Raw genomic sequence first — 24,850 nt, forward strand, 5'->3', positions numbered from 1 at the left:
TTAATTCCTTTCAAAAAATTAACTACTTGGTACCATTCTCTAAAATCAGGTCCTTTACATTGCCGGTCCTCTTCAAAAAGCCCCAGGATTGCATCTCGCCTTGTAAAGCATGCCTCAAGCTTCTGAACAGGACAATGTACATCAGCCATCTGTAACCAAATCTTTGCGGAATAATGTAGAACAGGTCTGTCCATTTCTGCCGCTGCATAATAAAGGCCACCAACGCCAAAGAAGCGTCTACCAACAAAAATAAAAGGTAATATGTAAATATCTTGCTGCCATTACCGGACAAAATCCCAAAAAACATAATGAGATCTGCCAAAGGCGAAAACATCGGGATAATATACTGAAAAATCAGGATGTTAGGCATAGCCCAAAGTCCGAGGCCTTTATATTTTGGATTGAGAAAAGTTTCCCGTTGTTTCCAAAACATTTGCATAATACCATACGTCCATCGGAAGCGTTGTTTCAGGAATTGTCTAACAGATTCCGGCGCTTCTGTTACAGCAACAGCCCGGTTTTCGTTAGCTACTTTATAACCTTTTTTCAGGATCTTTACCGTAAGGTCGCAATCCTCAGCCAGCGTGTCTCCAGAATAACCGCCCACCTCCTCTATCACAGCTTTGCGAAATGCTCCAATAGCTCCAGGTATTACTGTAACAGCATTGATATTGGCATAAGCCAACCTGTCAAAGTTCTGGCTGGTGGTGTATTCTATAGACTGCCATCTTGTTAGCCAGTTTACACGGTTGCCTACTTTTACATTGCCCGCCACAGCAGCAATATTCTCTTCAGGAACAGCATTCAAAAACCTGGCTATCAGATATTTTACAGCGTCCTTTTCCAGCTTGGTGTCTGCATCGATACAGACCACATATTCGGCATCTGTTTGCGAAATACCATAGTTTAGCGCACTGGCTTTCCCTCCGTTGTTTTTTGAAAGAATCGTCAGCTTATTTTCTTCCGAAAATGACATTTTCACCTTTCCGAGTGTATCATCCTTACTGCCATCATCTACAAAAACCACATTATAGTTGGGATAAGTCTGGTTGAGCAAATTCCTGATTGAAGAAACAATGTTAACCTCCTCATTATAAGCAGGAACGATGATAGAGACTTTTGGATAATTGCTCATCATAGGCAATCTGTTCAGCTTTTTTTCTTTTTTGCTTTCAGCGATAGCCCAACAGATCATTATTACCAACCTTATAAATCCCAACCCAATAAATATCAAAAACAATGCGCCCAGAAAATGACTGATCCAATAGATGACCGTTGCCAGCAAAAGGTTAAGTTGCATCACATAATAGGTTTTAGTTTTCGGGATCTCCGGCATCAGTTCTTTTTTATTTTTGTGAAGGATGCTTGTAAGATCTGTGAAATGATAGCCTTGTTTCTGGAGCATCGGGATGAGTACTTTCAGTGCTTTTACAGTTTCTGCCCTTGTGTCGCCGCCGGCATCGTGCAGCAGGATGATGTTTCCGCGTTCATGCTTGATCCCATCCAGTACGCGGGAAATGATCTGATTAGCTTTTACACCGGGCTGCCAGTCTTCGGGGTCAATATTTTCGCCGATATCAAGGTAATTTTGCTGCCTCGCCAATGCTACCGGGATAATCTCCTCTGGCGTTGTAGGCTCGGAGTCAGCATTATATGGTGCACGGAAAAGTATTGTACTGTGCCCGGTCACACATTCTATAAGAAGCCGGGTAAGCTTAAGCTCCAGCAAAGCTCTTTTAGGATCAACTTTAGCAACGTTTTCGTGGGTAAAAGTGTGATTACCAATCAAGTGCCCCTCTTTGTAAATTCTTTTTACCAAAGGCAGGTTTTTCTCTGCATTGATGCCTACAAGGAAGAACGCCGCCGGCACATGGTATTTTGACAGTATATCGAGAATCTGTGGTGTATAAGTTTCGTCCGGGCCGTCATCAAAGGTAAGGACCAGCTCTTTTTGTGGCGCAGCACCATACTTTTTCACTTCATAAGAACTTGGGTAAGAGAGATAATTTTCATCAGTGATGATTTTTTCTGCAGGATCTATCTCTACAGCAATCTTACCGTCATGTGGCGTATTAAGGACATCCAACACTTCACCCTCGCCAATGTAATCTACCATAGTTTGCCCTTTTACGTGTTCAAGATTTTTGAGGTTAATCTTTCCCAGAGCTGTTGTTGTTAGGTCTTTATTATAGAAGGTCCATATCCGGCTGTCTTCACTTCCCAAACGCCAAAGTGCTGTCCCGGCCAAAGGATATTCTGATGAAAAGCGCATGGTGTTGAAGATAGACGCTGCATCGTTAAAAAATACTGTATGGGTATTCTGATTGTTATCGGTGTAAGAATAGTTAAGATTGAAGGTATTATCATCAAAATTGATGACAGACTTACTCGCATTAGCTTTGGTGATGGCCTGCATATAAGTCACCGACGCATTTTGATCCCGGTTGCTGCTCCAGTCATAGCCATAAGCTCCTAGACCTAAAATTATTTTTTGAGGACTGGTTTTGGCCCGCATTTTATCGGTCTGCTGCTCTATCCACTTTTGTGAAGAGATGGGGCCGGAATCGCTGTCTGCAGAATACTCATCGTAGGCCATGAGAACAAAATAATCAACGTAAGGATCCAGCTTCTTGATATTGTAGTCATCATTATCTGTCATCACATCCATAGAAATCAGAAGGTTATTCTGTCTGAAAACCGATGAAAGGTCTGCCATAAAATCAATGAGAACCTGATCAGAATCGAGATTAAGATCTTCAAAGTCAATATTAATCCCTTTGAAATGGTACTTAAGGCACTGGCTGGCTACTCTGTTGATCAGCACTTTTCTTCTTACCGGGTCACCCAGTATCCTGCCAATCCCTTCGGAATGGAACTCCTGGTTAAAGTTATTACTCAGGATAGGCATTACCGCAACGCCGGTTCTTTTGATCACTTTATAGCCCTCCGGATCCATATTATTCTTGATATTCCCGGTTTTTGGATCTATAAAAAACCACTCCGGAAAGACCACATTCAGATGTTTGATATTTCTTCTGAGTGACATCAGAGACTGCGGATCCCAGGCCACATAGAAAGCTGAGCGGATACCTGCCGGAAAAAGGTTCCAGTTTTTACTTTGTTTTCTAAGGCGCTCTGCACGGGCTCTTTGGATTTTCTCTACGTTGGTTTCCATTTTTTTGGAATGGATAAAACTGCGGAATCCCTTGTATTCTTTTGAAATCCTGTTCTCCTGAAGATATGGTTTGTTTGCGGTGATGACGGCCTTATAATCCTCATGAAACGGCAATTCCGGATTCCGGTCCAGGCTCATCATAAGCACCAGAGATGCAATAAGTAAAAGAACAACAAAAATGACGAGCCGGCTGCTCCACTTGATATTGCGCCAGCGTTTTTTGTTATCTGTCTGAAATATTTGTCTTGATTTTTCCACCTTTTATTTTATATGCAAATTTCCGAAAAATCAATAAAAACAAACTTAATTTCGACTTAAAAGAAACTTAATTCTACAACCATAGAGAATCTATCCAGTCTGTGAACATGTGGAATAACAGGCCTACACCAACCATCCTTGGTACCCCTCGAAAAAAAAGTAACAAAAAGTAAAATCCAATGGCCCAATACGTATGCAACGGATGAAAATTGATACTCGACCGATGTGCAGAAAACATCGGCGTGCTTAGCAAATGATCGGCATCTACAAGCATGGTCCCCAACATGATGAAGTATGCCTTTTTCCAGTTGCCCGGGAACAGAAGATAAGCAATCCCCAACGGGAAAACCAGATGCATAGAATAATGCAACAACGTCCTAATCCAAAAATAATCCATTAAACTCGTCCTTTTAAATAATCCTGCCTGATGCCCTCATCCAGCTTTTCTATAGCATAACGGAGGCAGGTCCTGGGCATTTTATGGTAATGTAAATTAAGGAAATCTATCAACTCATCTTCATCCACTTTTCCCATTTCCCGAAGAAGCCAGCCGTTGGCTTTGTGCATAAGATCGTGAGGATGTTGCAGATTTCTGATAACCAATTCTTTTGTCAACTCCAATTTCCCTTTTTTGATGTAATACATCGTCCCAACGATAGCCATCCTTTTTTCCCACATATTTTCGGACTCAGCGAGTTTTTTCAGAATGCCCGGATCTTCATTTTCAAAACAGAACCTGCCTAAAATTTTATAGCAGGAGGTATCCACAAGATCCCAATTATTGATATACCTGAGATGATCAAGATAAAAATCAACAACCGTTTTTTGACTACTTTGATCTTTTGCTTTTTCAAATTTATGAATGAGGATCAGGAGTGCGGTAAGGCGATGTTCATGGATTTTTGAAGCCAATACTTCACTGATTTTTGCTAATGAAACTTTATCATAATACGCTTTAGCCACTTTTCTTTGGTCTGGCACCGTTACACCAATAAAGAGGTCACCTTCTCCGTATTCACCCTTTCCGGTTTTGAAGAATTTGGGGAAAAATTCGGCTTTTTCGGGAAGAGCGAGCGCATCAAGCGCATTACAAATATCTGAAACAGTTGGAAAACCAGGTCTCATTATTCTGCAGTTCCCATAATTTTTTCCTCTGTGGCAATCTTCTTCGGATAAGCCACTTTGGCAATAGTAAGCCCCTGAACAACAATAGAAAATACGACTACACAATAAGTGATACTAATGATAATCTGGCTGTACTCGTTTTGAGGGATGGATAAAGCCAACGCAATGGAGACGCCACCGCGGATGCCACCCCAAACCAGTACTTTGATAGTTTGCGGACTGAACCTGTACTTGAATGCCATGAATTTTGTAGGTACAAAAATGGCAATCCAACGTGCTACTAAAACAATTAGGATACAGATACCTCCAGCAATTAGATATTCATTAAGGTCTTTGATCAACAAGAGTTCAAATCCGATAAAAAGGAAAAGCACTGCATTCATTATTTCATCAATCAGTTCCCAGAATTTTATCAGATAATCCTGCGTCTCAGACTTCATCTTGAACCTTACATTGAAATTACCCATAAAAAGTCCGGCTGCCACCATCGCCAACGGTGCAGAAATATGCAGCTCCCGAGCGACAAGATAACCTCCCATTACGACAGAAAGTGTCACCAAAACTGAAATAATATAGTCATCTACCGCCCGCATAGCTCTTGACGCGGAGAACCCTAGTAATACACCCAACAGCAAACCGCCACCCGCTTCGCGCAGTAATAACAGGCCAACATTCTCTACATTGAGATCAAACTCTTTTCCTATCGCAATCTGTAGTACAACGGTAAATACCACAACGGCCATCCCATCATTAAACAAAGATTCTCCGGCCACCTTGGTTTCCAGCGATTTGGAAACATTAGCCTGCTTCAGGATACTAAGTACCGCGACAGGATCTGTAGGCGAAATCAGGGCACCAAAAACAAGGCAATAGATCAACGGAATTGTAATACCAACAAGCGGTAAAAGATAGTAGACTCCAAAACCCACAGCAAATGTTGAAATAATAACGCCTACCGTAGAGAATATAAGCACAGGCCCAAACTGCTCCCGTAAATCCTTGATATTAACATGTATACCGCCTGCAAAAAGCAGAAAATTAAGCATGGCGCCCATCAGGATCTCAGTAAAATCAAAACTGTTGATGAGCTTGGTTAGATGGCTTGTTGTTTTTGGCAAAAAATTGTCCCCGGAAGCTACCAGTGTTACCGAAACAATAATGGCGATAACCATAATGCCGATGGTGCTTGGAAGTTTGAGAACCCTGTAATTGATATAGGCAAATAATGAGGCTAAGACAATAAGAACAGAAAATGAATAGTATAATTCCATTTGGTTTTATTAGATAGAGATTTTTTAATTAGTTAATTAATTATCTTCATCATCAAAATATTCGAACAAAAAATCATTGTATGGGAATCTGGATATGTGGATCCTGTGGACCTCATCATAGATCATTTTTTTCATCTCAGGGAAGTTTTCCTTAGTCAGAGCCGAGATAAAAACAGTTGGATATTTTGATTTGGCCATCCATGTTTTTTTCCATTCATCAAGAGAAATATTTTTTCTGGAAGACGGTGTAAGGTCATCCTCATCCTTTTTCTCATAAGCAAATGCATCAATCTTGTTAAAAACCATAATGATGGGTTTCTGATGGGCATCAATCTCCTGAAGAATCTGATTAACTGAAGCAATGTGATCTTCAAAACTTTCATGAGAAATATCAACGACGTGAATTAAAAGATCTGCCTCGCGCACTTCATCCAAAGTTGATTTGAAGGACTCTACCAGTTGTGTGGGCAGTTTTCTTATAAATCCTACTGTGTCGGTCAACAGGAAAGGCAGGTTCCCAATCACAACCTTACGCACTGTTGTATCCAGTGTTGCAAACAGTTTGTTCTCTGCAAAGACTTCTGATTTTGATAAAGCGTTCATCAGCGTGGATTTCCCAACATTGGTATAACCAACGAGCGACACTCGCACCATTTTGCCTCGGTTATTTCTTTGCGTAGCCATCTGTTTATCGATGGTTTTCAGTTTATCTTTCAGGAGTGTGATTCTGTCGCGGATAATCCTTCTGTCGGTCTCAATTTCGGTTTCACCCGGACCACGCATCCCAATTCCCCCTTTTTGCCGCTCAAGGTGGGTCCACATCCTCGTTAACCTTGGTAAAAGGTATTGATACTGGGCCAGTTCCACCTGAGTTCTGGCGTAAGAGGTCTGTGCTCTCTGCGCAAAAATATCTAGGATAAGGTTGGTCCTGTCAAGGATTTTTACCTCGAGCTCACGCTCCAGGTTTTTGAGTTGGGAGGGAGACAGTTCGTCATCAAAAATAACGGTACCTATCTCATTCTCTTTAACATATTCTTTGATTTCCAAAGCCTTACCACTTCCCACAAAGGTTCGTGAGTCCGGCTGGGACAGTTTTTGAGTGAATCTTTTGTCAACCGTAGCACCGGCCGTATAAGCCAGGAACTCCAGTTCATCCATATATTCTGTCAGTTTTTCTTCATCCTGATTTTGGGTAACAAGGCCAACCAAAACCGCTTTTTCATACTGATGTTCTTTCTTTTCTAACATTAAAATTTATTGTTTTCTGATTTTGACAAGATACTATTTTTCATCAAAAAAACCAAAGAATATCTTTGGTTTTACATTTTTATCGTGGCATATTTTAACTTAAAAAAGCCAATCTATAATTAGTATGACCCTAAAAAACCGCAGGATTATATTTACATTCAACAAATTGTTGATTTAAGATAAAACCTGTAGATTTTTGAAATCAATTCCTAATTCTCCAGAGTTGCCGCCAATGTTTTTTCAAAGCTAAAAGCAACGCTTACCGGGCATTTTTCTTTAGCTTCTTTTGCAATTTTTTGGAATTCTTCTTCGGAAATTCCGGGAACTTTTGCATTTAACGTTAATTCAGATAAACTTACTTTTCCGTCTACAAAACTTATTTTGCAGTCTGTTTCCAATATTTCCGGTGTGTAGCCCGCTTCGGTCAGCAGTGATGATGTCATCATTGCAAAACATCCCGCATGCGCTGCGGCCAGTAATTCTTCAGGATTAGTGCCAACACCGTCTTCAAACCTGCTTTTAAACGAATATTGAGTATTGTCCAGTACTGTACTTTGAGTGGATAAAACTCCGCTGCCTTCTTTTACCGTACCTTTCCATACGGCTTTTGCACTTCTTTTCATATGTAAATATTTTTATTGTTTTTAAAGATCATTTGGAATCTGTGATTTCATATTTTCAATGTTGGATATTATAATTTGTTAATACAAAGGCGTTTTTTTTTAAAATTAATTGTTTTGTAAATTTCAAATTGAATCAAAATCCCTTAATGCTTTTATCAGTCCCAGTCTGCCGCTACAAATTTCATCGTCGTATTGCCTCCGGAAAGATTAAGAAAATGGCCTTCCAATTTGTATTGTGTCATATTGGGCAAATCTTTACCAAACTGCTCTTCCAGTTTCATACGGCCGTCGCAATACATCATAGTAGATCCTACACCGGAAAATTTTGCTTTGCCTTTATCAAATTCTGCCGTAAAAAACATTCCGTTACATCCCATTTTTGCGGTGTAGCGGTTAGGCGCATCACTTTCTTTTGTTAAATCCATGTTAGCCTCTAATTTTGTAAGATCTTCTTTGGTGAAATCTTTATATTCAACCAGCATCCATTTTCTGTTAATATTTTCCATCATTCCTTTATTATCTTTATTGGATGTCTTACAGGATACGGCTAAAAACAGGATTAATGATAAAACCCCAATCGATTTTAAAACTTTCATAAGGTGTGATTTACCTGATCTGTTAACCAAATCCGTACCATTAGATTTAAAATAATCAGTAAATTAGCGACAAAATAATATTCTCAATGAAAAAAATATTTTTAGCATTAACCCTGATTCTGGGATATGCACAAATGAGAGCAGATGAAGGTATGTGGCTTCTGATGCTTGTAAAACGCCTGAACGGTGTAGATATGCAAAAAGAAGGTTTGCACCTGACACCAGAAGAGATCTACTCTGTGAATAACTCGAGCCTGAAAGATGCTATCGTGAGCTTTGGCGGTTTCTGTACCGGCGAAATCGTTTCTAACCAAGGTTTGATTTTCACCAATCACCACTGTGGTTATGATGCTGTTGCTGCAGCTTCTACATCAGAAAAAGATTATCTTAAAAATGGTTTTTGGGCCATGAAACCGAATGAAGAGTTCAATGCTAAAAATCTGTATGTCAGATTTCTGGTAAGGATGGACGATGTCTCTGCAAGAATCAATGCAAAACTGAATAACAATATGTCTGCTGCGGACAGAAAAGCGGTTATCGATGCAGAATATAAAGCCATCCAAACAGAAAATTCTGAAAACGGAAAATACACTGTTGTTGTGAGAGATTTTTTCAACGGCAACGAGTTCTATTATTTTGTTTATCAAGACTATAAAGACATTCGTCTTGTCGGCGCTCCGCCATCCTCATTGGGAAAATTTGGTGGTGATACAGATAACTGGGAATGGCCAAGACATACGGCAGACTTTACTGTTTTCCGTGTCTATGCAGACGCTAACGGAAACCCGGCAGAATATTCTGAAACCAACCAACCTCTGAAACCAAAACATTTCCTACCGGTTTCCCTTAAGGGTTACAAACCTGGAGACTTCACCATGATCCTTGGATATCCGGGAAGAACCAACCGTTATTTGACTTCGTACGGCATCGAACAGATGGTAGACAAAGATTATCCGGCTTGGGTAGATGCATCCAAAGTGGCAATGGACGTCATGAAAAAATATATGGATAAAGATAAAGCCACTCAGTTAGATTATGCTTCTCAATACGCCAGTGTGGCCAACTATTGGAAAAACAGAGCCGGAACCATCGACGCTGTAAAGAAAAACGGAACCGTTGCAGAGAAACAAAAAACCGAAGAGATCTACAACCAGTGGGCTGCACAATCCGCCAACGAAAGCACTTATAATGCTGTATTACCGGAAATTAAAGCTTATTATCAGCAGGTCTCTGCCAGAAACGTGGAGCGCAATTACGCCTCTATCCTGCAAAGAAATGCCCATTACATAGGAGTAGCTTACCAGCTGGGAAGCCTTTTCAAAACTTATGCTGATCAGGATGATGCAGGAAAAACAGCCATGAAACAAAAAGTTTTGGACGCAGTAGACAAAGCTTATGACGGTTTCCACGATAATGTAGAAGGCAAAATGCTGAATTCTTTAGCCGCACTTTATAAATCAAGAGTTGCCAAAGATGTTGCTTCGCCAACGATCCTTGCCGCTGATGCTAACAGCCTGTCCACTATGGCTTACGAATCGATCTTTGCGAATGAAAAATCTGCACTTTTGTTTGTAGAAAACCCTGACCGCTTAAAAATTGATGCTGATAAGCTAAGACAATTTGCCAATGGCATTGTTGAAGATCAAAAATTGGGAATAGAAAAGTATTCTAAAATTGATGAGAATTTTGCAAAAAACAGCAGATTGTTTTTAGATGGGCTTAGAAAAGCGCAACCAGAAAGAAAATTCTATCCGGATGCCAACTCTACAATGAGGTTGACTTATGGTACCGTGCAAACTTTACCAAAAAGAAATGACAGAAACTATAAGGGGATCAAAGAAAATTACTATACCGATATCAACGGAATGGTTGCCAAATATAAAAAAGGTGATGAAGAATTTGACCTTCCTCAGAAAGTCCTGGATCTTGCCAAGAAAAAAGATTACGGACAGTACGCTGATAGAAAAGGCGGTTTTATGCCTATCAACTTCTTATCCAACAATGATATTACCGGCGGTAATTCTGGTTCGCCAATCATCGACGGAGACGGTAACCTACTTGGGCTTGCCTTTGACGGTAACAGCGAGGCTCTAAGTGGTGACATCGTTTTTGAACCTAACTTACAAAGAACCATCAATGTGGATGTAAGATATGTACTTTGGGTCATCGACAAATATGCCGGAGCTACAAGGCTCATCAGCGAGCTGACTTTGGTAAAATAGAAACCAATCATATTATAATATATAATCCACCAAGATTTTGGTGGATTTTTTGTTATACCACGATGAAAATATTATAATTAAATTTTTTGTAAATTAGAGAAATCAATTTTTATGAGTTTACGGTCATTATTTCACTGGTCTTACATTTTTCCGGTTTTATCATTAGTTTATTATTTGCTGGGAATAACGGATGACAGTCCTTTACTGGCAGCATTAGGTGGCGTTTTTTTAATTAGCTCTGTATTGGGAGCTGTACACCATGCCGAGGTCGTAGCGCACAAAGTTGGGGAACCATTCGGCACCATTATTCTTGCGATAGCCATTACCGTTTTGGAAGTAGGCCTTATTGTATCATTAATGATCGCCGGTGGAAAAGAAACAGACACATTAGCCAGGGACACTGTCTTTGCTGCAATTATGCTCATTCTTAATGGTATCATGGGTGCCTGTCTGTTAGTAGGAGGCATCAAGTTCAAAGAACAGTTTTTTGCCAGGACCTCCGGCAACATGGCGCTTATCAGTTTGGTAGCCATTGTAGTCATGACCTTAATCTTACCCAATTATACAACCACAGAATCGTCCGCAACATTCAGTACGGCGCAGCTCATTTTTTTCTCAGTTGCATGCCTCGTTATCTACAGTACATTTCTAATGGTTCAAACAGTGAGGCACCGTAATTATTTTTTACCCGAAAATGATGATGAACCGCACGCAGATCCGCCATCCACCACGACAAGTATTGTCAGTCTGATTTTTCTCATTATATGCCTTGGCGTTGTTGTATTTTTAGCCAAAGCACTTTCACCAAAGATAGAAGAGATGGTACACAGTGTGGGTGCCCCAAAATCATTGGTTGGTGTAATCATTGCAGCCGTGGTCCTATTACCCGAAGGCATGGCAGCCATCAAGGCAGCCAGAAGAAACCAGTTCCAGACCAGTCTTAATCTGGCATTGGGCTCAGCATTGGCCAGTATCGGGTTAACTATACCTTGCGTTGCCGTGGTCTGCATTGTACTTGATCTGCCATTGGTATTGGGACTGGATATCAAGTCTATGATTCTGCTTGCACTTTCGCTGTATACAGTAATGCTGTCACTCAATCGTGGGAAAACCAATGTTCTGTATGGCCTTGTATTATTGGTTAATCTATTTGCCTATATTTTCACAGTAATTGTTCCATAAATTTCATTAATTTTATCTAATGAAAATTTTTGAAACAGAACGCCTGATCCTAAAACCGCAGATACAGGCGATGCCGATTTTTTTCTGAAGCTATACAATATGCCTTCCTTCATAAAAAATATTGGAGACAGAAAACTCAAAACTAAGGAGGATGCCGAGACATATAATACTAAACGTTTTCTCCCGCAATTCCAGAAATTAGGTTTTGGCAATTATGTTGTCATACTAAAAGAAGACGGTTCCAAAATTGGTGCTGTAGGAATATTTGAACGGGATGGCCTGGATGTTCTGGATATTGGCTTTTCTTTTTTTGAGAAATATGGAGGAAAAGGTTACGCTTACGAATCTGCATCCCGCCTAAAAGAGGCAGCAGCGCTTGATTTTGGAGTAAAAAAACTAAGCGCTATTACGACAACCGATAATTTTTCTTCTCAAAAATTGATTGAGAAACTGGGACTCAAGTTTCAAAAGATGGTAAGAATCCCTGACGATGAGAAAGAACTGAGGTACTATGAAAATTAATCTTAGCCATCGGACAGACGTTATCCCACAAAAAAAGTTAGTCGGCTTGAGTACTTTGACATCTTTTCAGGATGATCAAACAGCACTTCTTTGGAAAAAATTCATGATGAGACGAAAAGAAATCAGCAACCGGGTTTCCGCCAACTTATTTTCCCTACAGATCTACCCGGCTAATTTTTCTCCCCATCAACCGTTTACTAAATATGCATTGGCCGAGGTCTCTGATTTTGCCGATATGCCAGAAGAATTTGAAACCTTCGAATTACAGAGTGGGAAATATTTCGTTTTTAATTACAAAGGCAAAGCGGAAAACGGGCCGGAGATTTTCAGATATATTTTCCAAAACTTCCTTCCGGAAAACAACTTAGAAGTGGACAGCAGGCCACATTTTGAGATTTTCGGAGAAGATTATAATCCGAATGACGATTCTGCACAAGAAGAAATTTGGATTCCGGTGAAATAGATTATTCCAAAATCTGAGCGGCGTGATCTTTGGTCTTTACTTTATCTATAACCTTGGTACAGATGCCTTTCTCATCAAAAATAAAGGTAGTACGCACAATGCCCATAAATTCCCTGCCCATAAATTTCTTCAGCTGCCAAACACCAAATTGATTGATAATATCATGGTTTTCATCAGCAATGACATCAAATGGCAATGCATTTTTTTCACTGAAGTTTTTTTGACGTTTCACAGAGTCCGCACTCACGCCAAGCAGCTGGTAGCCGTCTTTTTCCAGAAAAGAATAATTATCGCGCAAATTACAGGCCTCTGCCGTGCAACCAGGCGTACTGGCCTTTGGGTAAAAGTAAATAATTAGTTTTTTACCTATTAGTTTTTGAGAATCGATTTGTTCCCCGTTTTGATTTGTTCCGATAAATTCTGGCAAAGCGTCGCCAACCTGTAACATAATTTTTAATTTTACACAAAAGTAATTCATTCTTGAATTTTCATCGTGAATCTGATGTGAAATATTGAATAAATGCTGAAAACCGCAGCCCGACTTGAGTGGAGCTCGTCATCGCGAGGGGCGCAACGATCTTTCAATACCAACGCTACATTCCTCGCGATGACAGCGGGAACGGAAGGCGGATAAAGCTGCCATAAAAAAATATAAAAAATGACAAAAAAGCAAAGAGCCCAAATGATCCAGGAAGAATTAGAAAAATTATACCCCGAAGTCCCTATCCCACTGGATCACAAAGACCCTTTTACACTGATGGTTGCAGTGGCACTCTCTGCACAAACAACCGATAAAAAAGTGAATCAGGTAACACCTGCGCTTTTTGCCGTGGCAGACACACCCGAAAAAATGGCAAAACTGAGCGTAGAGCAGATCAAAAACCTGATCAAAGAAATTGGACTTTCCAACTCCAAAGCCAAAAACCTGAAAGGAATGGCAGAAATACTGGTTGAAAAACACCACTCTGTTGTACCACAAACGTATGAAGAACTGGAGGAATTGCCCGGTGTAGGTCACAAGACAGCATCTGTAGTCATGAGCCAGGGTTTTGGTTTCCCGGCGTTTCCTGTGGATACGCACATCCACAGGCTGATGACACAATGGAAGTTAACCTCGGGGAAAAATGTTGTAGAAACTGAAAAAGACGCCAAAAGTCTCTTTCCAAAATCCGTATGGAACAAACTCCATCTTCAAATCATTTTCTATGGTCGCGAGTATTCGCCCGCAAGAGGGAATAAAGAGAAAGATTTTTTAACGAAAATGTTATTTGACAAGTAACCGCTGTTATGATCACTTAGCAGGCTTGATTACATTTTTGGCCCAGAGATCCATCTTTCTCTCAAGGATTTCTAAAGGAAGGCAACCCTGGCTTAGAACCTCATCATGAAATGCGGCCAGATTAAATTTTGACCCCAACTGTTTCTGATATTTGTTTCTCAGCTCTCTGATTTTCATGGCACCTGCTTTATAACTCAAAGCCTGTCCCGGCATTGCCATATAACGCTCCACTTCGGCGGTGGCGCCAGCTTCGTCATAGGCAACGTTACTCAGAAAATATTGGATAGCCTGCTCTCGCGTCATCTGGCCAGTATGCAAACCGGTATCTATCACCAGGCGCACCGCCCGCAGCATCTCATCACTCAGAGAACCCATTTTTTGATAAGGGTCTGTGTAAAGGCCAAGCTCCTGGCCAAGCGACTCGCAGTAAAGCGCCCAACCTTCGCCGTAAGCGCCAATCCACCCAAACCGCATAAATTTGGGCAGCTTGGTATTCTCCTGTTGCAATGAGATCTGATAATGATGCCCGGGTATTGCTTCATGAAGAAAAAGAGACTCCATCCCCGAGGTCACATTGAATTTGCGCGGATCCGGGATTGGGATATAAAAAATACCTGGCCTGCTACCATCTGGGCTGCCTTGTATATACTCTGCACTGGCACTGGCCTCTCTGTATTTTTCGGTTTGTCTGATTTCGAAAGGCGTTTTTGGCGTTACATTAAACATGGTTTTCAACTTTGGTGTAATTTTATCCAAAATTGACTGGAAACCCGCCAAGACCTCAGCAGAATTCTTATAAGGCATGGCTTTGGGATCACTTTTTACAAAATTTAGAAACTCATCCAGCGATCCTTTATAATTGAGCTGAGTCTTCACCTTTTCCATTTCTTTTCTCAACCTTTCTACTTCTGAGAGCCCCGTTTTGTGTATCTCGTCCGGTGTTTTATCAGTTGTTGTCCAGCTTTTTACATAATAGCTATAGATATTGCTACCATTCGGCAATGCATTATAGCCGTCAGTTAGCCTTGCTTTGGGCAGATACTCTTTCTCCAGGAAGTCAGCCATCTTCAGATACGCAGGAATCAGTTTGTTTTTGATAGCATCCTGATAAAGTTTAGAATACTTATTGGCAATAACAGGTGTAAAATCCTTAGGGAGATTCTTAACAGGACCGTAAAAAATATTTTTATCAAAATCGTCTGTGATAATCTCCTGGGCTCTAAGCTGTGGAATCATTTTTAAAACCAAAGCTTTGGGTAAAACAACATTATTGACGATTCCTGCTCGAAAGTTTGAGATCGCTGTATCCATCCATACCGGAAACTGATCAACCCTGCTTAGCCAGTTTTCGTAATCCTTTTCAGTTTTAAAGGGCTGTATGCCGCTGCCGCTTCCCAACATCGGGAAATCCAAAGGCAATCCGGAAAATTGTGTAAAAGGGATATACTCCGGATGGTAGGCGTAGCGTTCCTGTTTATCGATAATGGTATATTCCAGCACATCATACACCACTTTCCTGTCATCATCAAGGCTGTTGTAATCCACCAGCTTCAGCTGATTCTGTACAGAATTATAAAACGCAATTTCTTTTTTGATAAATGCCTGGCTAATATTGTTCGGCAATTGGTCATTATAACGGTTGTCGCCTTGAGATGTGGCTTCCAGCGGATAAAACTTAAGATATTCTTCATAATAACCGGCCGCTATAGAGTCCAGGTTGGGTGACTTCATAATATTGGCAGCGTTCAGCATTGGTGAATCTTCTTTTTTGCAAGAAAAAAGAGCCGTAATAATGATAAAAAGGGAGAGCGTTTTAAGGAAAGAATTCATCTTAATAGAAAATATTTGGCACTGTAAAGATAGGGTTTTAGATCAAGTATATTTTTATTTTGCTTCAAAACTTATTAGTCAAAAACATATTTTTAACGGTAAGAGAAGAGAATTAATAAAAATAATAATCAAAAATTTTTCTCAATCATTCTATTTTTTATCTTTGTTATGCACTAATAAAACATTTATTTATAATTATTATCCTTATAATGAAAGGAATATTAAAGATCTACCATCCGGAGGAGACACTCAAGTATTTTATTAAAAGTACGTACTGCAAATCGGTTTACAGCAATACCAAAAACTTTTTAGAAGTGGAAATCTTAACCGATGATTCTTTGGATCATGTAGAAGACGACTCGCTGCAATACAATTTCCCGCAGCTTTCCCTTAATGTTTTTGACTATCCCATTGCCGTGTCGGATCTTGCCGGGCACAGTTTCCACATAGAAGATACGGATGACGACACCTACACAGAGGCAGACCTTTTTGATGATGAAGAAGCTTTTCTTTTTGACAATGATCTGACTTTCGAGAATAAGGATGGCGAGCTTCAATTGTGCTGGACAGGCAGTATTACCGATTTTTATACCGGTGCAGACGAGCCCATCCCGTTCAAACTGAAGTGCAATTTCCGTCAGGATGACATCGAGGTAGACGAGTAATCCTTCTCAAAAAATAATATTTATATTTACAAATCGTTATAAACTCATTGTAACGATAAATTACTATTGATTGATGTATCAGGATCTGGACGATATTGTTTTTGAAGACCGCCACAAGGCTTATGGTGCTTATGAATTCCGTAAGCATTATGACTTTACCCTTACCAAAGCCGTGGTTGTAGGGATTTTTATCTTCTGCGTGCTCTTTTTTATTCCGGCATCATTAACCAAAACACCCAGGAAAACAGCAATTAACAGCGAAAAAATAATTCCTGTTGACCTTACCGAGATGCGCATCAATTATGGCGACAACCGCAATGGGAATGGCGCAGAAGAACCCAAAGCCGAAGAAGGAAGCCCGGCGCCCGTGATTGAGAAAAAACAGGAAAAAGAAACAGTTTCAGAGATTGCGAAATCATCTAAAGACAACACAGACAAAGACATACCCGATAATGTTGTCCCGACACCTACCAGAACTAAAAACCCGCCCGTAGCCAGCAAAAAATCAAACGACAAAGCCAATTCGCCCGTGGTGGCTAATTCTACCAAAACCGTAAAAGGCAATACCAACGCAAAAGGCGATATCAAGAAAGAAAATGCCACCGGTGACGGCCGTGGAAATGCAGCCATTGGCAATCTGCTAAAAGGCCGTGGTACAAAAGCAGGATCTCAGGGTAATGGTTCCGGGCCGGGCAATTATGGCGATCCTCTGGGTGGCGACGGCGACGGAAACAGCCTTATTGGCATCGACAGAAAACTAGTCGGTTTTATCCCGGGGACTATGGGGAGGGGCGGTGCGCAACCTAGCCAAAGCTGCTCAGCCAGTGGCAGCATTACTATTTCTTACACAGTTGATAAGTCGGGAAAGGTTGTATCTGCCAGGCGCCAAAGCGGCAGCTCGGATCCCTGCCTCATCAGTACGGCTACCAGCTGGGTAAAGCAATATGTAAAAGCAGAACCTGCCAATGTATCTTCAAAGGGAACGTACAAAATCGTGTTCTAATCGTCTTAAGAGGATTTTTTCTTAAAATATTGGACAATCCATTCGGATAAGTCCTTAGTTAATTCTTAAATTTGAAGGGTCAAAAACAAAATCAAAACTATGGCAAAACAGAGTATTTCTATCTGGGAATTTTTATTTAGCGGAGGCCTGTTGAGCGTTTCCCTGATTATGATTCTGATTTTTTTTGGGATTGCAGCCATTGTTTTTTTTGCACAGAAACTATATGCGCTTAACCGGGAAAATCAGGTAGATCCTTATCTACTAAAGAACGTGAATGATCTGCTGAATGATGGCCGAATCCAATCCGCGGTTGATTTTTGCAGAAGAGACAACTCACCGGAAGCGCGCAGCGTAGAAAAAGGCCTCTCAAGACTGGGGCGCCCAGTTAACGAAATTGCAAATGCGATGGAAACTCAGGCACAGATAGAGCTTAACAGTGCTGAGAAAAACGTTGGTTTTCTGGCAACACTTTCCGGCGCTGCACCTATGTTAGGGCTACTGGGTGGTATTTTGATCTTGGTTTCTACTTTTGGAAGTTTATCAAAAACAGAAACTTTGGTGGCTCAAAATATTTTGGCAGCAGATTTTTATAAAGCTTTGGCACCAGCCGCTGTGGGGCTTATCGTTGGATTTATTTCTTACATTTTCCACAATATTCTGGTGAGCAAAATAGATTATATGCTGATGAAAATCCAGTACCACACCAACGAGTTTCTGGACATCATCAACAAACCTTCTTAACAATGGATTTTCGTCGAAAAACAAAAAGGCTTTCCGGTTTGCCAATTGCATTTTATGTAGTTGTGCTGTTGTTTTTTGTGCTGTTGTTTTCCTTTAATTCTTCTTATTACAAAAACTCTGAGATCCCGCAACCTGTTGTCGTAGAAACGCCACAAGCGATTGAGGAACCAATACAAGACACATTAACAAAACCGGAAATCTACGTGCCGGAAGCCGAAGTCCTGCCTCCTGTAGCAACAATTGATGATGATAAAAATCAAGAGCTAAAAGAAAAAGACAAGGACAAACAGGCCGCTGAAACATCTAAAAAAGAAAAGGTGGCTGATTCTAAAACCAAACAAAAGGAAGAAGAAAAAAAACAGACAGATCCTAAATCCGACAAAGTCACCAAAATAGGAAAAGACAGACCGCTAACCGCCTTTATCCCGGGAACGATGGGGAAAGCAGGCAAATTACCAAAACATAACTGTAAAACCAAAGGCCAGCTTGTGATGTTTTTTACAGTAGACAAGTCAGGCAATGTCACCAGCACCGGAAGAAGCAGCGGCATCAAGGACGGCTGTAATATTACTGCAGCTGTCATCTGGATGAAGCAATATGTAAAAGCTAAAAAATCCCAAAGTAACTCTCAAGGGACTTATACAATTAATTTTAATTAAGGCTAATATCTTTTCGATAAAATGTAATAAATCAAGTGCGATAATTGTTTTAATTAGATAACCTTTTTAAAACTGATCAGCCATGAAAAATAGCATTTTATTTTTTCTTATCCTTATCTCAACGGCTTTCTCTGCTCAGCAAAATCTTAAGATTAATGGAAAAATCATTAATTCTGATAAAGAGAAAAATGTATCTCCTATTATCATTTACCTTTTGGATCAAGATAATCACTTAATAAAATCGACCTTTGCTCAGGATTCGAAGTTTGAATTCGACCAGTTGAAGTCGGGGAATTATCATCTTCAACTCTCGTCAGATGAAACAATTCAGAATGAGAAGCCATTTTATCTGGAAAAAAATCTCGAGCTTTCAATTGCATTTGAACTGAAAAGCCAAAAAATTGATGAGGTAACAATCACGGCTAAGAAAAAGACTTTCAAGGTAGAAAATGGGAATATTACGCTGGATGTTGCTAATTCAGCTCTGAATAAATTACCGACATCTTCAGAATTATTATCAAAATTACCTTTTGTAATGATGGATGCAAACGGCGAAGGTTTATCGTTTGTTGGAAAAGGAACACCTTTGCTTTATGTTGACAATCAGCGAGTGGATTTTGCGACATTATCTGCAATTTCAGTGGACGACATCAAGTCTGTAGAAGTTATTAGAAATCCGTCTGTTAAATATGAATCGGAAGGAAAAGCAGTTATCAAAGTTAATCTTAAAAAGAGTAGAAAAGATGGTTCGCAATTGAGTCTTTCGGAAACGGCAACTTTCCAAAAACGATTCAGTAATTATCTTTCAGCTAATTTTCAGCAAAAGAAAAATAAAACCGAGTGGAAACTGAATTCTTCCTACAACCAAGTCAATCATTGGGAAAGCAATGGTTTTGATTATCAAGTTCCAAGTAAAAATATTAGTTCCGATTATGTTATTAAATCCATCACAAAACGCCCGCAAACTATTTTTGGAGCGAGTTTGTATCAGGAACTGAATGACGACGGCGATTACATAACGCTAAGTTTTAATATGAATTTCAGACCTGATAAAGGCGATAACAATACCAATACTTTCTATTCAGAAAATGGTAATTCTACTTTTGTTAAAACCCTGAATCAGCAAGACAGAAACCGAGCGACCATCAATTCTATCTTTAATTATAAAAAGAAAATAACAGATTGGGATGCTGAGATTTTGACCGGATTTCAGTTCAAAAGAGAGAGCGATAATGTGGATTATAGTTTTTATAATGATACCAATAATTCCGGTTACGAGTTCAATCAGTTTCGTCATCAGTTATATTCTGGAAATGCTTATTCCGGAAGAATTGATATAGAGAAAAAATTGAGTGACAATTACAATCTTGAACTAGGCGGAAGCTTCACAAAAGCAGAAACCAACACCAATAACAAAACGGTTTTTCAGAATAATCAAAATCCTGAATTTTATCAATACCAATTCAAAGAATCGAATCTTGCAGGTTATACCAATCTCGCCATTACTGCTGACAAATGGAATATCAATGCAGGTTTGAGAGCTGAAACAACCAATGCGCAAGGTTTTGATGTGATTGAGAATGCAACTAAAATCAAGAGAGATTATCTCGACTGGTTCCCCAATGCGGAAATCAGTTTCAAGCAAAATGACAATTATGATTATACTTTGAACTTCAGAAAAAGCATTTCCCGTCCGAGTTATGGAAATCTGGCTTCCGGAGGTTTATATGGAAGTCCATACGTTGAATATCAAGGAAATCCAGACTTAGTTCCAACTTATACCAACACGATTACTTTTACCACAAATCTGAAAAAAATCTCTGTCAACGCTTCTGCTTACAACAGCAAAAATCCTTTCGGTTACACCTTGGTTTATGATGAGGTAAGAAATATTTCCAAATTTCAACCGGTTAATTTCGATAAAGAAATGGGTATTTCTTTAGGCATTGATTCTCTTTTTCAAGGAAAAAAGTGGACGTCTCAGAACAGTCTTTCCGTTAATTATGATAAAATCGAAGATTCTCTAGCCGTTCTGAAAAATTCGACGCCTTATGTTTATTTTTCAACTAATAATACTGTGAATGTTTGGAAGTATTTGTCAATTCTGCTGGACGGTTCTTATATCACAAAACGTGTGGAAGGTTTGTATGAAAACAATGCAATGTGTTTGGTCAATCTTGGGATGACGTCTTCTATTTCCGATTTTGATTTTACAGTTCGATACAATGATGTTTTCAATCAGATGAATTATATGCAGAAAATGTCTTATAGCGGAATCAATTCAACTGGCACTTTTTTTGGAAATACGCCAACGATATCTTTTTCAGCAAAGTATAATTTTGGTAAACTGAAAAAATCCAGTTACAAGGAAAATGCTGTCAACGTAACTTCGAACAGATTATAATCAATGAATTATGGAATTAATGACACTCAGGATTTTCAATACAGAAGTAGAAGCAGAATTGCTCAAAGCTTATCTGGAAACCAACGGCATTGAAACCTTTGTTTTTGGGAATATTTTAGCCAATACTTACAATTTATTCAACAATACAAGTGGCGGCGTTCAGCTAAAAGTCTCAGAAAATGACTTTGGAAAAGCTAATCAATTGATGAATGAATTTTATAATACAGATAATTAAAACCCTTTCAGAGTTCAAAACTCTGAAAGGGTTATTAAAAATCGTCTGATCTAAAACTTAAAATCTACACCCACATAGAAATTTTGCTTCATAATTGGTGCATAAACCATTCCGCCGTCAAAGTAATTTCCAAAGGGATTTCCAGCATCCAGAATCGCAACTTTTTGCTGATAGCCCGTTAAGTTTTCTCCACCTAAATAAATTCTGATTTTCTCAGAAAAGTTTCTGGAAATCTGAGCATTCAAAGTGGCATAACTTGGTGAGTAATCTGCTAACTGAAATTCTGTAGGATTTGATTTTGTATTCGGAAGTCTCTGTTTTCCAACTAAATTTAAAGTCGTGTCAAAACTCCAAAATCTACCTTTCTCAGTTTTATTGGTTGAATAAGCCAGGTTAGCAAATCCACGATGTTTCGCCATAAATGGCACTTTTTTTAATCCGCTCAAATAATCCAAAGCCACATCATAATATTTGTAAGCCACTCTGAAATCTAAGTTTTTAATTGGCTGAAAATCCCACTGCGTCTGGAAACTGTTTGCAAATGACTTTCCTTCAAGGTTATAAAACAAAATTTTCTGTGCAGATTCATCCAAATCTGTCACCACCTGATTCTGGAAATCTGTTCTGAAAAAATCAGCTAAAATGGTTGATTTTCTTCCAAACAACTTAAATTCCTGTTGCAAACTTACTCCATAATTCCAAGCGATTTCAGGCTTCAAACCGTAGATTTCGCCACCATTATTGATGATTTGAATTTGACGATTTGATGCAAAATAAGACTGACTTTCCGCAAAGATATTCGCAGTTCGGAAACCTCTTCCAGCCGAAATTCTGAAAATCGTTTTCGGAGTCAAATCATATTTGAAATTCATTCTAGGTGTAAATTGCGTTCCTGCAAGATTGTGAAAATCAACACGAGCGCCTGTCACCAAAGTGAATTTTTCGCCTGTCAAAGTATATTCTGCAAACAATCCTGGAACAGTTTCGGTTCTTTTGTAATTGTCCAAAAGATAATCTTCATCGTATTTGTCATAAAGGAAACTAGCTCCAACTTTATATTTGTTGTTTGTATTTCCGATGATACTTTCGAAAATCAAATTAGAATAATAAGAAGTCTCTTTCCCAAAATAATTTCTCAATCCGAAAAAGCTATCTTGCTGATGATAAGTCAATTGGTTCATCCATCCCAAGCTTTGATAAGGTTTTCCTTTGAAAACATAACCTGTTTTATTCCATAATTGAAATCTCGAAATATCAATTCCAACACCATAAAGCGATTGGTCTTCCTGCGGAATCCTTTTATTAAATCCGATTTGTCCTGCCGTTCTTTCGTCTTTCAGATAATTAATTCCGAAATGCGAAGCAAATCCAGAGTTCTCCAAATCATTGTAATTCAAAAGATAAGCAACATTTAATTGGCTTCCTTTTGGCCTGTCAAGAAAACCGTCATCGTTCATATCTGTATCGCCAAAAGTGCCGTTACCGTGAAGCAAAACACTTTGAGTCCATTTGTCAGAAATTGGAGAAGTGCTCGTCACATTGGCTTCCACACGACCATTGTTATCAGAGAACAAATTGATTTCTGTTTCCGATTTTTTATCATCGTCGTGGGTTTTCAAAAGTTCTGTATTGATTTGTCCTGTGATACTTTCGTAACCGTTGACAACCGTACTTCCGCCTTTCGTCAGCTGGATTCCGCCAATCCATTTTCCTGGAATGAAATTGAGCCCATAAGGCGAAGCCAATCCACGGATTTCAGGTAATTGTTCCTTGGTCAAAAGTGTATATTTCTGGTCAAGTCCGAGCATTTTCAATTGCTTAGTTCCCGTAACCGCATTACTGAACGAAACATCCACAGTCGCATTGGTTTCAAAACTTTCGGAAAGATTACAACAAGCCGCTTTCAATAATTCTTTGGAACTGATATTGAAAATCAATCCCGCTTCTTTTTTACTGATAGCCGTTGCTTCTTTTTCTCTCGTCAGTTTTACACCTTCAATCTGATTCGTTTTTTTATCAGAATCTGAATGATGTTCAAGTGTGTCATTCGGTTTTTCAAAATCAGAACCTCTTGTATATAGACAACACGCAGGCAGATTTTTGTAAGCATCTTCCGGCGCTTTGAATTTCTCGTTATCGTGACCAACTTCAGCGATTTGTTTCAGGATATCATCACATTTAACTTTTGATTCGTCAATTGTCATTGTCAAAGTCTGATTATTGGCTGTCCAGTTTGCAGTTTGTGCTCCTGCTTTCAAGGCTGCTTTTTCTATTCGTGCTTTACATTGTCCGCAATTTCCCTTTACCAAAAACTGTTCTGTAACGGTTTGTGCAAAGGAAAATATGGAACAAACGAGCAGCATAAAAAACATAAGTTTCCTACTTAAAATGTTCATCGTCAAAAATTTAAGTTGATTACTTAAGCTCGCAGACTTGTTTAGGATCGCAACTTTTCGCCATCTTTTTGCTGTTGTCAGGACGGTCGTACTGGCAGCAAGCGTCCAGATCGTCATAGACTTTGTCGGAAGCGCGGAACATTTCGTTGTCGTGACCTGCTTCCGCTACACTTTTCAGAATCGATTTTTGATCAGTTTTGGAAGCGTCGTAACTTACGGTCAAGACTTTTTTGCTCATATTCCAGTCGGCTGATTTTACATTTTTATCAGCTTTAACAGCCGTTTCGATGCGTTCTTTGCACATTCCGCAGTTGCCTTCTACTTTGGCTTTGAAGGTTTTTGTTTGTGCAGAAAAATTTGAAAATAGAAATATTGAAAGGAATAAAATTCCTGATTTTATGATTGTATTCATTTTGGTTAATTTTAATTGTTGATTCGAGATTTTAAGCAAATCTTGAATTTGAATTCTCGCAGATTTCACGGATTTAGCAAATTAATTTGCAGAAAAATTCGCAATATTTGCTTAATCAGCGAGATAAACCTAATTTAAAATTAACCCAATTTAGGCGGTTGCCAAATATTGAAAGACCTTGCTAAAGGCGATTGTAATTGATAAGAAAATTGATTTTTGATCTCAAAAACGGGTGTTTTCAATTTGTTATCGAGGTTATTCAGAACAACCGAAAAAACAAATCCTGAACTGCAGGTTTTGCAAGTGGTGCAATTGTCTTTGCAGTCTTTTTCTTTTTTGGAATCGTGATGGCAGGAATCTGATTTTTTCTCTTTTTTGCAACAACCCGAATTTTCTTTCTGAGCTTCGCAGCAAGAGCTTTGAGCCAACTGAACATTAAAGTTCTGCTTTGGAAATACAAAAATCCCCAAACAGAAAATCATTAATATCAATTGAAACTTTCTCAACATCGTTTTGCAAAATTATGAAATACAAAATAAAC

The 24,850-nt window shown here is 39.3% G+C and carries 23 protein-coding genes; 11 read left to right on the top strand and 12 right to left on the bottom strand.

All coding sequences use genetic code 11. From position 1 onward, the window contains the following. Window positions 1–22: 22 nt before the first annotated feature. The 7 genes from B0B05_RS07740 to B0B05_RS07770 all read right to left on the bottom strand — a co-directional run bounded on the left by B0B05_RS07740 (window position 23) and on the right by B0B05_RS07770 (window position 8,296). On the bottom strand, window positions 23–3,433 hold the full coding sequence (locus B0B05_RS07740) for a trifunctional glycoside hydrolase family 18/polysaccharide deacetylase/glycosyltransferase family 2 protein (RefSeq protein WP_076783092.1): 3,411 nt from the start codon (window positions 3,431–3,433) through the stop codon (window positions 23–25). 73 nt (window positions 3,434–3,506) lie between these two features. After that, entirely contained in the window at window positions 3,507–3,830 is a 324-nt protein-coding gene (locus B0B05_RS07745) for a DUF6122 family protein (protein WP_076783093.1), read from the bottom strand. Continuing rightward, entirely contained in the window at window positions 3,830–4,558 is a 729-nt protein-coding gene (locus tag B0B05_RS07750) for a DNA alkylation repair protein (RefSeq protein ID WP_076783094.1), read from the bottom strand. The genes B0B05_RS07745 and B0B05_RS07750 overlap by 1 nt, the downstream gene beginning before the upstream one ends. After that, window positions 4,558–5,829, bottom strand: coding sequence for a cation:proton antiporter (locus tag B0B05_RS07755; protein ID WP_076783095.1), 1,272 nt, complete (start codon window positions 5,827–5,829; stop codon window positions 4,558–4,560). Before B0B05_RS07755 ends, B0B05_RS07750 begins: the two co-directional genes overlap by 1 nt. A 36-nt stretch (window positions 5,830–5,865) precedes the next feature. Beyond that, on the bottom strand, window positions 5,866–7,077 hold the full coding sequence (gene hflX, locus B0B05_RS07760; RefSeq protein WP_076783096.1) for a GTPase HflX: 1,212 nt from the start codon (window positions 7,075–7,077) through the stop codon (window positions 5,866–5,868). A 209-nt stretch (window positions 7,078–7,286) separates the two neighbouring features. After that, window positions 7,287–7,700: an OsmC family protein gene (locus B0B05_RS07765; RefSeq protein WP_076783097.1), complete on the bottom strand. Its 414-nt coding sequence runs from the start codon at window positions 7,698–7,700 to the stop codon at window positions 7,287–7,289. A gap of 155 nt (window positions 7,701–7,855) precedes the next feature. Then, a complete protein-coding gene (locus B0B05_RS07770; RefSeq protein ID WP_076783098.1) occupies window positions 7,856–8,296 on the bottom strand; it encodes an META domain-containing protein in 441 nt (146 codons plus the stop codon). An 86-nt stretch (window positions 8,297–8,382) separates the two neighbouring features. Here B0B05_RS07770 and B0B05_RS07775 point away from each other — a divergent pair, with 86 nt between their 5' ends. The 4 genes from B0B05_RS07775 to B0B05_RS07790 all read left to right on the top strand — a co-directional run bounded on the left by B0B05_RS07775 (window position 8,383) and on the right by B0B05_RS07790 (window position 12,685). Next, window positions 8,383–10,518 (top strand): S46 family peptidase, encoded by a 2,136-nt coding sequence (locus tag B0B05_RS07775; protein WP_076783099.1) that lies wholly within the window; start codon window positions 8,383–8,385, stop codon window positions 10,516–10,518. A gap of 111 nt (window positions 10,519–10,629) precedes the next feature. Beyond that, complete coding sequence (locus B0B05_RS07780) at window positions 10,630–11,700, top strand: calcium:cation antiporter (RefSeq protein WP_076783100.1); 1,071 nt, start codon at window positions 10,630–10,632, stop codon at window positions 11,698–11,700. Between the two features lie 99 nt (window positions 11,701–11,799). Then, window positions 11,800–12,222 (top strand): GNAT family N-acetyltransferase, encoded by a 423-nt coding sequence (locus B0B05_RS07785; RefSeq protein WP_317044121.1) that lies wholly within the window; start codon window positions 11,800–11,802, stop codon window positions 12,220–12,222. Further along, window positions 12,212–12,685 (top strand): GyrI-like domain-containing protein, encoded by a 474-nt coding sequence (locus tag B0B05_RS07790; protein WP_076783101.1) that lies wholly within the window; start codon window positions 12,212–12,214, stop codon window positions 12,683–12,685. Before B0B05_RS07785 ends, B0B05_RS07790 begins: the two co-directional genes overlap by 11 nt. A gap of 1 nt (window position 12,686) precedes the next feature. Here the strand turns inward: B0B05_RS07790 and bcp are convergent, their stop codons facing one another. After that, window positions 12,687–13,133, bottom strand: coding sequence for a thioredoxin-dependent thiol peroxidase (gene bcp, locus B0B05_RS07795; protein WP_076783102.1), 447 nt, complete (start codon window positions 13,131–13,133; stop codon window positions 12,687–12,689). Between the two features lie 210 nt (window positions 13,134–13,343). Between bcp and nth the strand changes: the two genes are divergently transcribed. Beyond that, window positions 13,344–13,964 (top strand): endonuclease III, encoded by a 621-nt coding sequence (gene nth, locus B0B05_RS07800; RefSeq protein ID WP_076783103.1) that lies wholly within the window; start codon window positions 13,344–13,346, stop codon window positions 13,962–13,964. A gap of 12 nt (window positions 13,965–13,976) precedes the next feature. On the opposite strand, the gene B0B05_RS07805 is transcribed toward nth, so the two are convergent. After that, window positions 13,977–15,794: a DUF885 domain-containing protein gene (locus tag B0B05_RS07805; RefSeq protein WP_076783104.1), complete on the bottom strand. Its 1,818-nt coding sequence runs from the start codon at window positions 15,792–15,794 to the stop codon at window positions 13,977–13,979. A 209-nt stretch (window positions 15,795–16,003) separates the two neighbouring features. Between B0B05_RS07805 and B0B05_RS07810 the strand changes: the two genes are divergently transcribed. The 6 genes from B0B05_RS07810 to B0B05_RS07835 all read left to right on the top strand — a co-directional run bounded on the left by B0B05_RS07810 (window position 16,004) and on the right by B0B05_RS07835 (window position 21,501). Continuing rightward, entirely contained in the window at window positions 16,004–16,459 is a 456-nt protein-coding gene (locus B0B05_RS07810; protein WP_076783105.1) for a hypothetical protein, read from the top strand. 73 nt (window positions 16,460–16,532) lie between these two features. Beyond that, window positions 16,533–17,462, top strand: a complete 930-nt coding sequence (locus B0B05_RS07815) for a ferric siderophore ABC transporter substrate-binding protein (protein WP_245799252.1) — start codon at window positions 16,533–16,535, stop codon at window positions 17,460–17,462. Window positions 17,463–17,561: 99 nt separating this feature from the next. Beyond that, on the top strand, window positions 17,562–18,203 hold the full coding sequence (locus B0B05_RS07820) for a MotA/TolQ/ExbB proton channel family protein (RefSeq protein ID WP_076783106.1): 642 nt from the start codon (window positions 17,562–17,564) through the stop codon (window positions 18,201–18,203). Between the two features lie 2 nt (window positions 18,204–18,205). Further along, window positions 18,206–18,862 (top strand): hypothetical protein, encoded by a 657-nt coding sequence (locus tag B0B05_RS07825; RefSeq protein WP_076783107.1) that lies wholly within the window; start codon window positions 18,206–18,208, stop codon window positions 18,860–18,862. 82 nt (window positions 18,863–18,944) lie between these two features. Continuing rightward, entirely contained in the window at window positions 18,945–21,266 is a 2,322-nt protein-coding gene (locus B0B05_RS07830) for an outer membrane beta-barrel family protein (RefSeq protein ID WP_076783108.1), read from the top strand. A 10-nt stretch (window positions 21,267–21,276) separates the two neighbouring features. Continuing rightward, complete coding sequence (locus tag B0B05_RS07835) at window positions 21,277–21,501, top strand: putative signal transducing protein (protein WP_076783109.1); 225 nt, start codon at window positions 21,277–21,279, stop codon at window positions 21,499–21,501. A 50-nt stretch (window positions 21,502–21,551) separates the two neighbouring features. Here the strand turns inward: B0B05_RS07835 and B0B05_RS07840 are convergent, their stop codons facing one another. The 3 genes from B0B05_RS07840 to B0B05_RS07850 all read right to left on the bottom strand — a co-directional run bounded on the left by B0B05_RS07840 (window position 21,552) and on the right by B0B05_RS07850 (window position 24,791). Continuing rightward, entirely contained in the window at window positions 21,552–23,897 is a 2,346-nt protein-coding gene (locus tag B0B05_RS07840; protein WP_076783110.1) for a TonB-dependent receptor domain-containing protein, read from the bottom strand. Window positions 23,898–23,916: 19 nt separating this feature from the next. Next, on the bottom strand, window positions 23,917–24,309 hold the full coding sequence (locus B0B05_RS07845; RefSeq protein WP_076783140.1) for a heavy-metal-associated domain-containing protein: 393 nt from the start codon (window positions 24,307–24,309) through the stop codon (window positions 23,917–23,919). A 140-nt stretch (window positions 24,310–24,449) separates the two neighbouring features. Next, window positions 24,450–24,791 carry a hypothetical protein gene (locus tag B0B05_RS07850; protein WP_076783111.1) on the bottom strand — a complete coding sequence of 114 codons (342 nt, stop codon included), beginning with the start codon at window positions 24,789–24,791 and terminating at the stop codon, window positions 24,450–24,452. Between the last annotated feature and the right edge of the window lie 59 nt (window positions 24,792–24,850).

It is taken from the genome of Epilithonimonas bovis DSM 19482, assembly GCF_900108115.1.
GTDB lineage: Bacteria > Bacteroidota > Bacteroidia > Flavobacteriales > Weeksellaceae > Epilithonimonas > Epilithonimonas bovis.